General features: G+C 74.6%; 11 protein-coding genes. 5 read left to right on the plus strand and 6 right to left on the minus strand.

The annotated features are described in order from the left end of the window. The first annotated feature begins 204 nt into the window (after nucleotides 1–204). A complete protein-coding gene (locus AB0D28_RS15415) occupies nucleotides 205–1,686 on the plus strand; it encodes a sugar transferase (RefSeq protein WP_357386170.1) in 1,482 nt (493 codons plus the stop codon). Nucleotides 1,687–1,695: 9 nt separating this feature from the next. Here AB0D28_RS15415 and AB0D28_RS15420 read toward each other — a convergent pair whose 3' ends face one another. After that, nucleotides 1,696–2,826, minus strand: a complete 1,131-nt coding sequence (locus AB0D28_RS15420; protein WP_357386172.1) for a PP2C family protein-serine/threonine phosphatase — start codon at nucleotides 2,824–2,826, stop codon at nucleotides 1,696–1,698. A 95-nt stretch (nucleotides 2,827–2,921) separates the two neighbouring features. Here AB0D28_RS15420 and AB0D28_RS15425 point away from each other — a divergent pair, with 95 nt between their 5' ends. Then, the gene (locus AB0D28_RS15425) at nucleotides 2,922–3,437 is read left to right on the plus strand and encodes a MarR family transcriptional regulator (protein ID WP_357386174.1); all 516 of its coding nucleotides are present in this window, start codon (nucleotides 2,922–2,924) and stop codon (nucleotides 3,435–3,437) included. 1 nt (nucleotide 3,438) lies between these two features. On the opposite strand, the gene AB0D28_RS15430 is transcribed toward AB0D28_RS15425, so the two are convergent. The 3 genes from AB0D28_RS15430 to AB0D28_RS15440 form a co-directional block, all read right to left on the minus strand. Further along, complete coding sequence (locus AB0D28_RS15430) at nucleotides 3,439–4,446, minus strand: cobalamin-dependent protein (RefSeq protein WP_357386176.1); 1,008 nt, start codon at nucleotides 4,444–4,446, stop codon at nucleotides 3,439–3,441. Further along, nucleotides 4,443–6,164: a PP2C family protein-serine/threonine phosphatase gene (locus tag AB0D28_RS15435; protein WP_357386178.1), complete on the minus strand. Its 1,722-nt coding sequence runs from the start codon at nucleotides 6,162–6,164 to the stop codon at nucleotides 4,443–4,445. Before AB0D28_RS15435 ends, AB0D28_RS15430 begins: the two co-directional genes overlap by 4 nt. Before the next feature lie 78 nt (nucleotides 6,165–6,242). Beyond that, on the minus strand, nucleotides 6,243–7,502 hold the full coding sequence (locus tag AB0D28_RS15440; RefSeq protein ID WP_357386180.1) for an ROK family protein: 1,260 nt from the start codon (nucleotides 7,500–7,502) through the stop codon (nucleotides 6,243–6,245). Between the two features lie 53 nt (nucleotides 7,503–7,555). On the opposite strand from AB0D28_RS15440, the gene xylA reads away from it, so the two are divergent. From xylA to AB0D28_RS15455, 3 genes are all read left to right on the plus strand, one after another. Further along, a complete protein-coding gene (gene xylA / locus AB0D28_RS15445) occupies nucleotides 7,556–8,743 on the plus strand; it encodes a xylose isomerase (protein ID WP_357386182.1) in 1,188 nt (395 codons plus the stop codon). 11 nt (nucleotides 8,744–8,754) lie between these two features. Further along, entirely contained in the window at nucleotides 8,755–10,200 is a 1,446-nt protein-coding gene (xylB, locus tag AB0D28_RS15450) for a xylulokinase (RefSeq protein WP_357386183.1), read from the plus strand. Between the two features lie 109 nt (nucleotides 10,201–10,309). Then, entirely contained in the window at nucleotides 10,310–11,743 is a 1,434-nt protein-coding gene (locus tag AB0D28_RS15455; RefSeq protein WP_357386185.1) for an MFS transporter, read from the plus strand. Nucleotides 11,744–11,788: 45 nt separating this feature from the next. Here AB0D28_RS15455 and AB0D28_RS15460 read toward each other — a convergent pair whose 3' ends face one another. Both AB0D28_RS15460 and AB0D28_RS15465 read right to left on the minus strand, forming a co-directional pair. Then, complete coding sequence (locus AB0D28_RS15460) at nucleotides 11,789–13,432, minus strand: glycoside hydrolase family 13 protein (RefSeq protein WP_357386368.1); 1,644 nt, start codon at nucleotides 13,430–13,432, stop codon at nucleotides 11,789–11,791. Between the two features lie 41 nt (nucleotides 13,433–13,473). Beyond that, entirely contained in the window at nucleotides 13,474–14,544 is a 1,071-nt protein-coding gene (locus AB0D28_RS15465; RefSeq protein WP_357386187.1) for a LacI family DNA-binding transcriptional regulator, read from the minus strand. Nucleotides 14,545–14,688: the final 144 nt, after the last annotated feature.

Genomic DNA, 14,688 nt, shown 5'->3' on the forward strand with positions numbered 1-14,688 from the left:
CAGCGCTAGTCTTCCGCCGTACCGGAAATCCGGTACGGCGGAAGACTTCCCGGTCAAGAGCCGGGATGAGAACTGACGGTAATGCGTCCGAATCAATCGGTAACCATAATTGTCCAGGCATGATGACCGGGTGCCTCGACCGCGCGGGCTCCACATCGGAGCCGGGCGGGGACGAGGCGGTCCTGAACGAAGTGGGGAGGGCCGGTGACCTCGGCGACGCTGTTGACCCCTGCCACGTCGTCGCGACCCGGTGGTGAACGCCCGGGCAAGACGACGCGGGCTGCGGAGCGGGCCTACATCCGGGTCCTGGTGGTGCTGGACACCGCAGTGCTCGCCGTGGCCATCCTGGTGGGCTACCTGGCCCGGTTCGGCGACGAGGAGCCGACCGGGTCCGAGATCCCGTACGTGGTGGTCGCCCCGGTGCTCCTGCTGGTGTGGCTCGTCTCGCTCAAGGCGATGCGGTGCTACGACGACCAGGTGCTCGGCTACGGCGCCGACGAGTACCGCCGGGTCAGCGCGGCCAGCATGCGACTCGCCGGCGGCATCGCCATCGCCGGCTACATCGCCGACGTCGGCGTCTCCCGGGGCTTCCTGGCCATCTCCTTCGCGGTCGGCACGGTCGGCCTGGAGGTGGCCCGGTTCGCGGCCCGCAAGCGGCTGCACCGGGCCCGCGACCGGGGCGCCGGCTGGTCCCGCAAGGTGCTCGTGGTGGGCGACACCGCGCACGTGCTGGAGCTGGTGCACACGCTGCGCCGGGAACCGTACGCCGGCTACCAGGTGGTCGGCGCGTGCATCCCGGACGCGCTGCTCGCCCCGGTGCCGCAGCGACTGGGCGACGTGCCTGTGGTCGGCAGCTTCCGGGGCATCCCGGAGGCGGCCACCGCGATCGGCGCCGACACCGTCGCGGTCACCGCCTCCGGCGAGCTGACCGCGACCCGGCTGCGCCGCCTGGGCTGGCAACTGGAGGGCACCGGCGTCGACCTGGTGGTGGCGCCGGCGCTCACCGACGTGGCCGGTCCCCGCATCCACACCCGTCCGGTCGCCGGCCTGCCGCTGATCCACGTCGAGGCGCCGGAGTTCCGCGGCACCCGCAAGCTCGTCAAGGGCTTCGTCGACCGGTCGATCTCCCTGATCGCCCTGCTCATCCTGGCGCCGCTGCTGGTGGTGATAGCGCTCGCCATCAAGATCGACAGCCGTGGCCCGGTGCTGTTCCGCCAGACCCGCGTCGGCCAGGGCGGCGAGGAGTTCGGCGTCTTCAAGTTCCGCACCATGGTGGTGAACGCCGACGCCCTGCTCGCCGAGCTGGCCGCGCGCAACGAGACCGACGGCCTGATGTTCAAGATGCGCGACGACCCGCGCGTCACCCGGGTCGGCCGGCTGCTGCGCAAGTGGTCGCTGGACGAGCTGCCCCAGCTCGTCAACGTGCTGCTCGGCCAGATGAGCCTTGTCGGTCCGCGCCCGCCGCTGCCGTCCGAGGTGGCCCGCTACGACGGTGACGTGGCACGCCGGCTGCTGGTCAAGCCCGGCATGACCGGCCTCTGGCAGGTCAGCGGCCGTTCGGACCTGAGCTGGGAGGACGGCATCCGGCTCGACCTGTACTACGTGGAGAACTGGTCGCTGGCCGCCGACCTGACCATCCTCTGGAAGACGTTCGGCGCGGTGCTCAACAGCCGCGGCGCGTACTGAGAGGGCGGGTCAGGGCTGCGGCCCCAGCCAGTCCAGGCAGACCACCACCGCGTCGTCCACCAGGTCACCGGCGACGAAGGCCCGCAGGTCGCCGATCAGCGACCGGACCGCGTCCAGCGGCTCCATCGGCCCGGTCCGGCGCAGGAACCGGTCCAGCGCCGCCTCGCCGTAGCGCGCCTGCTCCGTGGTGGCGTCGATGACGCCGTCACTGACCACGAAGAGGCGGTCGCCGCGCTCCAGCTGGAACCGCTGCGGTCGGTAGTCGGTGCCCTCGAACATGCCGAGCGGGAACTGCTTGTCCAGCTCCTGCTCGGTCACCTCGCCGGCCCGCAGGCGCAGCAGCCGGGGCGAACCGGCGTCGACCACAGTCATCTCGCCGGTGGCCAGGTCCAGCTCCACCAGGAGCACGGAGACGTGCTGTTCGCCCCGGTGCTGGGCGTAGATGGCCTGGTCGGCCAGCGCGGCCTGGTCGGCCAGGTCCAGCCCGGCCCGGCGCGCGTTGCGCAGCGCGTACGTGGCAAGCGAGGCGAGCAGTGCGGCGGCCACCCCCTCGCCGTAGCCGTTCAGCACCGCCAGCCAGAGCCGGTGACCGTCGTCGGACCAGTCGAAGCTGTCCCCGCGCACCGCGTACGCCGGCTCCAACTGCCCGGCCAGGCTGAACGACGGCCGGATCCGGCTGCGCCCGGGCAGCAGCTCCCACTGCATCTCGGCGGCCAGTGTCAGACGCCGGCTGCGCCGGGCCGTGCGGTAGATGTCGGTCGTCGCCATGACCGCGCTCAGCTCGTGGCCGAGCACCGTGGCGATGGTGTCCAGCTCCCGGCGCGCGTGCGGGTCGGCGGGCACCGGCGACACCTGGAGCACGCCCCGGCGTTCGCCGCGCATGCCCACCGGGAACCAGCCGACGCCGTCGGCGAACACCGGCTCCTGGTGGTCGAAGGCCCGCCAGGCCGGGTGACCCGGCCCGGTGAGCGACGGTCCGTCGTCCAGCGGCAGCAGCTCGGCGAGCCGGTAGTCGACTTGGTAGAGCGCGGTGCGGGTGACGCCGTACGTACGCGCCAGCTCGGCGGCGAGGCGGTCCACGATGAGATCCGTCGGTGCCTCGGTCAGGGCCCGGCGCGCGTGGCCCTCCGCTCCGTTCATCTTTGCTCCTTTGCACAGGTCGCCGGGCAGGTCCGGGGAGTAGTCTCGGGCCCACCATGACCGAAGAGCGCGGTCCCCGGGGACCTGAAACGAGTATGTCCGCCGCCCTGGACGAGGCGGCAGGCACCTTGCTCGCCGTCTGGGAGGCGGCCCGGGAACGCACCACCAGCCGGCTGTCGAGTGCCCAACTACGCGCGATCATGGTCGTCGAGCAGTATGACGGCATCAACCTCCGCCGGCTCGCCACGCTCACCGACATGTTGCTCTCCTCCGCCAGCCGGCTGTGCGACCGGCTGGTCGCGGCCGGGATGCTGGAACGCGAGCCGGGCCGCTACGACCGGCGGGAGATCTCCCTGCACCTCACGCCCGCCGCCATCCGGCTCCTCGCCGAGCTGCGCGCCGACCGGCGGCACCGGCTGGAGCGGATCCTGGCCGGGATGAGCCCGGAGGGCCGGCTCGCGCTGGTGCGCGGCATGCGCGAGTTCGACGAGGTGGGCCGGCGCGGGGAGGCCATGGTGGCGGACGGCTGGCCGATGCTGCAACCCTCCGGGGAACGGATCGGCGACCCGGGCCGGCCGTCCGGCGAGCCACCCGTCGCCCGTACCGCCTGACTCAGCCGGCGCGGGCGGAACCGTCCGGCGTGCCCTCGCGGGCGGCCCGCAACCGCGCCGCCACCCGGGGATGCTCGGTCAGCGCCCGTTCCAGCGTGTCGAGCACCTCGTCCAGCAGCGCCCGGCCGCCCCGGGATGTGAGCGCCTCCTCCTGCCACCCGACGAAGTCGCGCAGCAGCCGGTCGTCGTCCACCCGTACGGCCGCGATCAGCGCGTCCACCAGGTGCGCGATGCCGGCGGCGACGTCCTCGGCGGTCTCCTGTGGTGGGTTCACAGTGGACAGGGCGAGCCGGACCAGCTCACGCCGCCGGTGCAGCACCGCCACGTACGAGTCGTCGGGCGGGGGCGGCGGCGCACCGGTGTCCGCGGCCGAGCGTGGCCGGTCCAGCAGCGTGACCGCGTCCCGCGCGCTGGCGCCCCAGGCCGCCGCGCCGATCGTGGTGGCCCACCGGCCCTCCGGACCGAAGCCGGGGCCACCGGCGAGCACCGGCACCCCGGCCGCGCGGCTGGCCTCCACCATCCGTGCCGCCCGGACCAGCCGGTTCGGCTGCACGCAGCTCAGCAGCACCGCGTCCGGGCCGGTCTGGTGCAGGTAGGTGACCAGGTGCCGGGCCGGCACGCTGGCCCCGAGGAACGTCACCCGCCAGCCGGCCGCCCGGACCACCTCGGCGACGATGCGGGCGGCCAGCGCGTGCCACTCGCCCTCGACGCAGGCCATCACGACGTGCCCGCGTCGCGGTGCGCCGATCGTCGCGCTCACCGCGTCCACCACCTGCTCGCTGACGTGGGTGGCGGCGTGTTCCTGGGCGACGCTCCACGACCCGGCCAGCCAGCGCCGGCCGATCTCCCGCTGCGCCACCGCGACCAGGTCGACCAGGACGTCCGCGACCGAGAAGCCGTCGGCCAGCAGGCCGCGCGCCAGTGCCACCGCACCGGCCCGGTCGGCGGCGTCCAGATGATCGAGGTACGCGGTGAGCGCCTCCGGCCCGATCCGGCGCTCGGCGCTCACCCGGCCGCCACGGCCAGCATGGCGATGTCGTCGTGCGGTTGCCCGTCCAGCCACTCGTCGACGAGCTGGAGCACTCGCTCGACGAGCGCGGCGGGCGGAAGCCCGGCACCGGTGGCGAGGGCCTGCCGCAACCGGGCGTCGCCGAACATGGCCGGCTCGGTCGGGCCGCCACGGGCCTCGGTCACCCCGTCGGTGTACGCCAGCAGCAGGTCGCCCGGCGCCAGCCGTACCTCGGTGCCGGCGATCCGGGCATCGGTGAGCGCGCCCACCGGCATGCCGCCCACCCGGACCGTCTCGACCTCGCCGCCGACACGGACGACGAGCGGTGAGGGGTGCCCGCCACCTGCGAGCCGGACCAGCAGCCCGCCGTCGGGTTCGCGGCGCAGCGCGCCGAGCAGGAGCGTGGTGAACTGGGCCCGGCGGGCCGCGTCGGGGGCGTCCAGCAGCGCCCGGTTGAGCAGCTCCAGCAGCTCCCGGGGCCGCTGCTCGACCAGGCGCAGGGTCTGCAACGACTGCCGCACCCGTCCGGTCAGCACCGCCGCGCCGACGCCCTTGCCGCAGACGTCGCCGAGCGCGAACAGGCCGCCCTCGCCGGTGGGGAACAGGTCGTAGAAGTCGCCGCCGATGCGCAGGCTGTCACCGGCGGCGCGATAACCACCGGCGAGCGTCATCCCGGGCAGGCGGGGCAGCTCCGGCGGGAGCAGGCTGTTCTGCAGCACCCGGGCCAGGTGGGCCTGTTCGCCGTACAGCTCGGCGGCGGCCAGCGCGGCGCCGGCCCGGCCGGCGAACTCCCGGGCCAGGGCGATCTCACGCTTGTCGAAACCGGCCCGCTCCGGGCGGCGGGCCAGCACCAGCGCGCCGGCCGGACCACCGGCGCTGGGCATCGGGCTGATCAGCACGGTGCCGGGGCGGCCGAACCCGGCGGGCAGCACCTCGGCCAGGTCGGCCAGTTCGGCGTCCAGCCAGGGACTCGGTTCGGTGAGGTCGCCTTCGAGCGCCTCGACCAGGCCGGGCACGGACTCCACGGTGGGCCAGCCGGCCAGGCCGGTGACCGGGCCGGGGTCGCCGGTGGCGTACCGGATCCAGTGGGGTTGGTCCTCGGCGGGCGGCGGCGGGCGGTGCACCACCACGGCGGCGTCGGCCAGGTAGGGCACCGGCAGCGTCACCGCGGTACGCAGCGTCTGCTCCCGGTGCAGGGACAGCCCGAGCCGGCTGCCCGCCTCGGCGAGGAACGCGGTGCGGGACCGTTCGGCGAGCAGCGCGTCGGTGCGCGCGTGTTCCTCGGTGACGTCGCGGACGTACCAGGCGTTGCGGTCGTCGGCCAGGGGGCGCCGCAGGCCGCGCAGCCGCCGGCCGTGGTGTTCGGTCTCGAACGCGTCCGACCCGGCGACCGCCGCGTCGGCCAGGGCCGGCACCCGGCACGCGGCCAGGTCGACGCCGGGCGTCACCTCGGGGAGCAGGTCGGTGGCCATCGCGTTGACGAGCGTGACCACGCCGGCGTGGTCGATAGTCACGACCGCCTCGGCGAGCCCGTCCAGCAGCTCCCGGGCCAGATGGCCGTCAGCCGGGAGCGCGGCCTCGGCAAGCCGCCGGGGCCGTCTCCGCGGGGTGTGTCCGCCGCCGCTGACCGGCCCCGCGACACCGCCCCGGCGCGCGGCGGTCACCTCCGGTGGCCGGGCGCTTCGGTCGGTCGACCCCTGCGCATGCTGTCGGTGCACCCCTCGCTCGTGGACACGTTGCCTGGCGGCAAGCGTACCGAGCGCGGGCACGGAATGCCCGTCCAGGATCATCCGAGGTCAGGCGGCCCGTGCCAGCCATCCCACCGGCCGGTCGACGATCCGGCGCACCACCGAGCCGGCCCCGCCGACCGCCGCCGACTGCGCCCCGAGCACGGCCGGGCGCACCGTCACCGGCGCCCAGGCGGCGGTGAGCACCCGCTGGGAGACCTCCGCCTCCACCGGCGGCCGCAGCCAGGGCGCGAGCCGGGCATATCCGCCCCCGAGCACCACGGTGTCCAGATCCAGCAGGTTCACCACGCCCGCCACCGCGATTCCGAGGGCGGCGCCGGCGTCGGTCAGGGCGGTCAGCGTGGCCGCGTCGCCGGCCCCGGCCAGGTCGGCGAGCCGGGCGGCGGCGGTGTCGGCAGGCAGTTCCGCGCCGGGCAGCCCGGCGGCGGCCAGGATCGCCTCCTGGCCCGCGTACCGCTCCAGGCAACCCTGGCCACCGCAGCGGCACGGGCGCCCCTGCGGCTGCACCGGGAAGTGACCGATCTCTCCGCTCCAGCCGCGTGCGCCCCGGTAGAGCGAGCCGTCGAGCACGATGCCGGCGCCGATGCCGATCTCGCCGGTGACGTGCAGGAAGCTGCGCGGGCCGGCCGGGCCGGCGTACAGCTCGCCGAGCGCCGCCAGGTTGGCCTCGTTGTCGACCACCAGCGGCGGCACGCCGTCGACCGGCTCGGCCAGCGGGTGCCCGGCGAGCAGCGCCGGCACGTCCACGTCCCGCCAGCCCAGGTTCGGCGCGAGCCGGACCAGGCCGCCGTCGCCCACCAGGCCCGGCACGGCGAGCGCCGCGCCGGCCAGGGTCAACCCGTCGCGTACGGCGGCGGCGCGCGCCTCGGCGGCCAGCGCGGCGAGCCGGGCGAGCGCGTCAGCGGGGGAGACCGGGCGCAGGTCGGCGCGGCGGACCAGGTGGTGCCGGACGGCGCCGGTCAGGTCGACGACGCAGGCCGCCAGGTAGTCGACGTTCACCTCCAGGCCGAGCCCGGCCGGGCCGTCGGAGGCGAGCACCAGGCCGCGGGCCGGGCGGCCCGCCCCGGTACGCGGCTCCGGCTCCGCCTCGGCGACCAGCCGGCCCGCGATGAGGTCGTCCACGACTGCGGAGACGGTCGCCCGGGTCAGGCCGGTGTCGGCGGCGATCCCGGCGCGCGAGGGCGGTCGATCGGCGGCGGCGATCCGCCGGAGCACCACCGCGAGGTTCAACTCGCGCAGGCTGCCCTGCCGGACCGCCCCGGCGGTGCTGGTGCTTGTCACCTCTTGACACTGCCACATCGCCGCCATTTAATTCAACCGCTGAACAAATCACGGAAGACGCCACCACCTGGAGGTCTGCCATGGCACCCCGCCCCACCCCCGCGGACAAGTTCTCCTTCGGCCTCTGGACGGTGGGCTGGCCCGCCCGTGACCCGTTCGGCGACGCCACCCGGCCCGAGCTGGACGCCGTCGAGGCGGTGCACCGGCTCGCCGAGCTGGGCGCGTACGGCATCACCTTCCACGACGACGACCTGGTCCCGTTCGGCGCGGACGCGGCCACCCGCGACGCCCGGCTGAGCCGCTTCCGCAAGGCGCTCGACGAGACCGGCATGGTCGTGCCGATGGTCACCACCAACCTGTTCAACCACCCGGTGTTCAAGGACGGCGGCTTCACCAGCAACGACCGCGACGTACGCCGGTACGCGCTGCGCAAGGTGCTGCGCAACATCGACCTGGCCGCCGAGATGGGCGCGAAGACCTTCGTCATGTGGGGCGGCCGGGAGGGCGCCGAGTACGACGTCGCGAAGGACGTCCAGGCCGCGCTGGACCGCTACCGCGAGGCCGTCGACCTGCTCTGCGAGTACGTCGTCGACAACGGCTACGACCTGCGCTTCGCCCTGGAGCCCAAGCCGAACGAGCCGCGTGGCGACATCCTGCTGCCCACCGTCGGCCACGCGCTCGGCTTCATCTCCACCCTGGCCCGCCCGGAGATGGTCGGGCTCAACCCGGAGGTCGGCCACGAGCAGATGGCCGGGCTGAACTTCGCCCACGGCATCGCCCAGGCGCTCTGGCAGGGCAAGCTGTTCCACATCGACCTCAACGGCCAGCGCGGCATCAAGTACGACCAGGACCTCGTCTTCGGCCACGGCGACCTGCTCAACGCGTTCGCCCTGGTCGACCTGCTGGAGCACGGCGGCCCGAACGGCGGCCCGGCCTACGACGGCCCGCGTCACTTCGACTACAAGCCGTCCCGCACCGAGGACATGACCGGCGTGTGGGCCTCCGCCGAGGCGAACATGCGCACGTACCTGCTGCTCAAGGAGCGGGCCGCAGCGTTCCGCGCCGACCCGGAGGTGATCGAGGCGCTCGCCGTCGCCCGGGTGGCCGAGCTGGCCACCCCGACGCTCAACCCCGGCGAGGGCTACCGCGAGCTGCTGGCCGACCGGACCGCGTTCGAGGAGTTCGACCCGGAGGCCACCGGGGCGAAGGGCTTCGGCTTCGTCCGGCTCAACCAGCTCGCCGTCGAGCACGTGCTCGGCGCGCGCTGAGGCGGGCCGCCATGCCGCTCGTCGCGGGGGTCGACTCGTCGACCCAGTCCTGCAAGGTGGTCGTCCGGGACGCGGAGACCGGCGCGCTGGTCCGGCAGGGCCGCGCGCCGCACCCGCCCGGCACCGAGGTCGACCCGTACGCCTGGTGGGAGGCGCTGCGGGCGGCGGTGGCCGAGGCCGGCGGCCTGGCCGACGTGGCAGCCGTCTCGGTCGGCGGCCAGCAGCACGGCATGGTCTGCCTGGACACCTCCGGTGAGGTGGTCCGACCTGCGCTGCTGTGGAACGACACCCGGTCCGCCGACGCGGCCCGGGACCTGGTCGAGGAGGCCGGCGGCGGGGAGACCGGCCGCCGGTTCTGGGCCGAGGCGACCGGCGCGGTGCCGGTGGCCAGCTTCACCGCGACGAAGCTGCGCTGGCTGGCCCGGCACGAGCCGGACAACGCCGACCGGGTCGCCGCCGTCTGCCTGCCGCACGACTGGCTCACCTGGCGGCTCGCCGGCGCTCAGGGCCTGGACGCGCTGCGCACCGACCGGGGCGACGCCAGCGGCACCGGCTACTGGTCGCCGCGCACCGGCGAGTACCGGCTGGACCTGCTGGAACGGGCGTTCGGCCGCCGCCCGGAGGTGCCGGTCGTGCTCGGCCCGGCCGAGGTGGCCGGGCACCTGGACCCGGCGGCGCTCGGCGACGGCGCGGCCGGTCCGTCCGGAGGCCCGGGCGCCGGCGGCCGGATGCTCCTCGGCCCCGGCACCGGGGACAACGCCGCCGCGGCGCTCGGCGCCGGCGCCGGACCGGGCGACGTGGTCGTCTCGATCGGCACCTCCGGCACCGTCTTCGCGGTGGCCGACACCCCGGCCGCCGACTCCAGCGGCGCGGTGGCCGGGTTCGCCGACGCCACCGGCCGGTTCCTGCCGCTGGTGTGCACGCTCAACGCGGCCCGGGTGCTGGACGCCACCGCGACCCTGCTCGGCGTCGACCTCGACACGCTCGGCGAGCTGGCCCTGTCCGCCCCGCCCGGCGCGGACGGGCTGGTGCTGGTGCCGTACCTGGAGGGGGAGCGGACGCCGGACCGGCCGCACGCCACCGGCGAGCTGAAGGGCCTGACGCTGCGCACGTCGACCCCGGCGCACCTGGCCCGGGCCGCGGTCGAAGGCATGCTCTGCGGGCTGGCCGACGGCCTGGACGCGCTGATCGCGCAGGGCGCCCGCGCCGACCGGATCATCCTGGTCGGCGGCGGCGCCCGGTCCGCCGCGGTACGCCGGATCGCGCCGCAGGTCTTCGGCCGCCCGGTGGTGGTGCCGCCGCCGGGCGAGTACGTGGCCGACGGCGCGGCCCGGCAGGCCGCCTGGGTGGCGCTGGGTGGCGACACCCCGCCCGCCTGGTCGATCGGCGACACCGAGGAGTACACGGGTGAGGCGGTCCCCGCCATCCGCGAGCGCTACGCCCACGCCCGGGGGTAAGGAAGGGCCCCTTCTTAACGCCTGCGGTAGAGGAGGGGCCCCTTCTTAACACGCGCGCCGGCCGGGGGCGGTGTCCCGGATCCGGCCCGCACCTGATTGGCTGCCCTGCATGAAGGGCACCAGGATCTCCCGGCGCGGGAACACGGCACACCGGTTCTACAGCGTCGTGGTCTTCGTGGTGCTCGCCTCGCTGGACAACGTGGCGATCGGCCTGGTGCCCCCGCTGTACGGGCCGATCTCCACCGCCCTCGACGTGCCCCAGCGGATGCTCGGCCTGGTCACCGCCGTCAGCTTTCTGGTCAGCGCGGTGGCGGCGGTGGGCTGGGCGTACGTCGGCGACCGCACCAACCGCAAGCCGCTGCTCATGGTCGGCACGCTGCTCTGGGCCGCCGGCACCGGGGGCAGCGCGCTCGCCGGGGGGTACGTGACGTTCCTGGCCGCGCAGTTCGTCGGCGCTGTCGGCCTCGGCGCGGTGGGGTCTGTCGGTTTCTCGGTGGTCACCGACCTGATCTCGCCGCGCCGTCGCGGCCTGGTGATGAGTTTCTGGGGGCTGTCCCAGGGCGTCGGCACGCTGGCCGGGACGCTGCTCGGCGGCCTGATCGGCGCGACCGACTGGCGGCGGCCGTTTCTGCTGCTGACCGGCGTGGGCCTGGCCGCCACGGTGGCGTACCTGTTCACCTACGACATCCGGCGCGGGCAGAGCGAACCGGAGCTGGCCGGGGCGATCGACGCCGGGAACGAGTACGACTACCGGATCAGCCGCGCCGACCTGCCCCGGATCCTGGCCCGCCGGACCAACCGCTGGCTGATCCTGCAGGGGCTGACCGCGCAGGCCGCGTTCGGCTCGCTGGTCTGGCTGCCGGTGCTGTTCAGCCAGCGGGCCGAGGCGCAGGGCTACTCGCCCGCGACGGCAGTGGTGGTGGGCAGCGTCTTCGCCACCCTGTTCCAGCTCGGCGGCGTGCTGTCCATCGTGGGTGGCCTGGTGGGCGACGCGCTGCAACGGCGTACGCCCAGTGGCCGGGCCATGGTCGCGGCCGTGGGCATCCTCGCGGCGCTGCCGTTCTACCTGGTCCTGTTCTTCGTGCCGATCCGGATCGACGTGCCGGACGGCGCCGGTGCCGGCGCGGTGGTGACGGCCGTGCTCGCCAGCGTGCTGACCGAGCCGTCGGTGGGGCTGAGCCTGCTCACCGCGGTGGTGGCGCTGGCGCTGACGTCGGCGAACTCGCCGAACTGGTTCGCGTTGATCGCCGACGTCAACCCGCCCGAGCACCGGGGCACCGTCTACAGCCTGGGCAACCTGGTGAACGGCGTCGGCCGGGCGGCCGGCAACGGGCTGGTCGGGGTGGCGTTCGCCGGGCTGCGGGCGGCCTTCCCGCCGCCGCTGAACTACGCCGTCGGGCTGGCCGCGTTCCAGCTCTTCTTCATCCCGACCGGGATCATGTACTGGCTGGCCGCGCGTACGTCGCCCCGGGACATCGCGCAGGTGCACGACCTGCTGCACGCCCGCGCCGAGCGTTTGGAAGAGGGAAGGGCCCCTCGTTAACAAGGGGCCCTTCCTCTACCGCAGGCGTTAATAAGGGGCCCTTCCTTACACCCGGAACCAGACCGTCACGTCGGTCGGCACCACGTCGCCGTCCAGCGGCGCGCTCGACACCAGCACCTCGGCGCCGGCCGGCAACGGCGCCGCGTCCGCGCCGAAGTTGGTGAGCACAGTGACGTCGCCGTTCGTGAACGTGAGCACCTCGTCGCCGGAGGACAGGAACCGCAGCGGTCCCCGGGCCAGCGCGTGCTCGCGGCGCAGCCGCAGCGCGGTCCGGTACAGCTCGTACGTCGAGCCGGGCACGCCGCGCTGCCGGTCCAGCGCGTACTCGGCCCACACGGGCGGCTGGGGCAGCCAGCTCGCGTCGGTCGGCCCGAAGCCGTACGACGGGGCGTCGGCCTCCCACGGGATCGGCACCCGGCAGCCGTCCCGGCCGCGCTCGGTGTGCCCGCTGCGCTTCCAGGTCGGGTCCTGCCGGGCCTCGTCGGGCAGCGTGGTGTGCTCCGGCAGCCCCAGCTCCTCACCCTGATAGAGGTAGGCGGAACCGGGCAGCGCGAGCATCAGCAGGCTGGCCGCGCGGGCCCGGCGCAGGCCCAGCGCGGCGTCCGGCTGCGGGTCGTCCACGCCGACGCCGTTGGCCCGGCCGCCGCCGCTGCCGAGGCCGAGCCGGGAGGCGTGCCGGACCACGTCGTGGTTGGACAGCACCCAGGTGGTGGGCGCGCCGACCGAGTCGGTGGCCTCCAGCGAACGGGTGATCACCGCGTACTGGGCCGGTGCGGTCCAGGCGGCCATCAGGTACTCGAAGTTGAACGCCTGGTGCATCTCGTCCGGGCGCACGTACCGGGCCAGCCGCTCGGCCGGCTCCACCCACGCCTCGGCGACGAGGATCCGCTCACCGGGGTACGAGTCGAGCACCCGCCGCCACTCCCGGTAGATCTCGTGCACGCCGTCCTGGTCCCACATGGGCGGGCGCGGCTTGTCCACCTCGCTGCCGGAGAGGATCTCCTGCGGCTCCTGCCAGTCGGCCAGGTCGGCCTGCTTGATCAGGCCGTGCGCCACGTCCACCCGGAAGCCGTCCACGCCCCGGTCCAGCCAGAAGCGCAGCACGTCGAGGAACTCGGCGCGCACCTCCGGGTTGTCCCAGTTGAGGTCGGGCTGGCCCGCGTCGAACAGGTGCAGGTACCACTGTCCGTCGGGCAGCCGCGTCCAGGCGGGGCCGCCGAACACGCTCACCCAGTCGTTCGGCGGCTCGGCGCCGTCCGGGCCCTTGCCGTCGCGGATCACGTAGCGCTGCCGTTCCGGGCTGCCCGGCGCGGCGGCGACGGCCTCGGTGAACCAGCGGTGCGCGGAGGAGGTGTGGTTGGGCACCAGGTCGACGATCACCCGCAGCCCGCGGGACTTCGCCTCGGCGATCAGCTTGTCGGCGTCGGCGAGCGTGCCGAACAGCGGGTCGACGTCGCGGTAGTCGGACACGTCGTACCCGGCGTCGGCCTGCGGGGACGGGTAGAACGGGGACAGCCAGACCGCGTCGACTCCCAGCTCGGCGAGGTGGTCGAGCCGGGACGTGATGCCCGGCAGGTCGCCGATCCCGTCGCCGTCGGAGTCGGCGAACGAGCGCGGGTAGACCTGGTAGATGACCGCCTCGGTCCACCAGCCGGTGCCCGGGGCCTGCTGCGTCGCGTCGGTGTTCAGCGCCTTACTCCTGTCTGGGTGGTGCGGGACGAGCGAGTTATTCAGTGTGCCCGGGGCGGCGCCGTCGATTCGCGCACCACCAGGCGAGTGGGCAGGATCACCGGGGGCGGCGTCCCGTCGCCCGTGTCGGCGCCGCGCGGCGTGGGCACCAGGCCGGGGTACGGCTCGGTGACCCGCACCCCCAGCGGGTCGAGCAGGATGCGGGCGGCGAGCACTCCCTGGTCGGCGGCGGGCTGTGCAATGGTGCTCAGGCCGAGCACGCCGGCCACGTCGTGGTCGTCGATGCCCATCACGCTCACGTCCTGCGGCACCCGAAGCCCGGCGTCGCGCAGCGCGGTGATCGCACCCATCGCCATCTCGTCGCAGGCGGCGAAGATGGCAGTCGGCGGCTCGCCCCGGGCCAGCAGCTCCGCCGTGGCCCGGGCGCCCCCGTCGATGGTGAACCGGGACTCGACGTCGAGGCTCGGGTCGGGTCGCAGCCCGGCGGCCCGCAGCGCCTCCTGGTAGCCGCGCCGCCGGTCCAGGTGGGTGGTGAAGGCCAGTTCGTCGTCCGGGTCGCCGGAGATGTGCGCGATCCGGGTGTGGCCGAGGTCGAGCAGGTGGCGGGTGGCGGTCCGGGCGGCGGCCACGTCGTCGATCCGGACGCAGGGCCACCCGGGCACCTGGCCGCCGGAGCTGATCGTCACGCCCGGCAGGCCCAGCTTCGTCAGCGTGTGCACGTCGGCCGCCCGCAGCGGCGTGGCGACCAGGATGATCGCGTCCACGCGTTTGTGCAGGCTGGCCGTGCGCAGCACCCGCTGGCGGGTCCGTTCCCGGCCGCCGAGGTTGTAGAGCAGCAGGTCGTAGCCGCTGTCCTGGAGGAACTCCTCGACCGCCTCGACCACGGTGCCGAAGAACCATCTGGTGATCCGGGGCACCACCACCGCCACCGTGCCGGTCCGGCCACCGGCCAGCCGGCTCGCGCTGGGCGACACCGCGTACTGGAGCTGTTCGGCGGCGGCGAGCACCCGGCGGCGGGTCGCGGCCGAGACCGTCGGCAGGCCGCGCAGCGCCCGGGAGACGGTGGCCGTGGACACCCCGGCCAGTCGGGCGACGTCGTCAATCCTGGTCATCGTGGACTCCCCGCACTGACCCGGTCCCGGCGCCCGCCCGGCCCGGGGCGGGGCGCCCGGTGAAACCATCGCGGAGGCCGGCGGCAGAGCAACGACCAAGAAGCGCGGGTGGGTGAGGGAAAAAATAAACGGGAAGGACAAAGA

Origin of the sequence: Micromonospora sp. NPDC048169 (genome assembly GCF_040652815.1) — a bacterium.
Lineage (GTDB): Bacteria > Actinomycetota > Actinomycetes > Mycobacteriales > Micromonosporaceae > Micromonospora.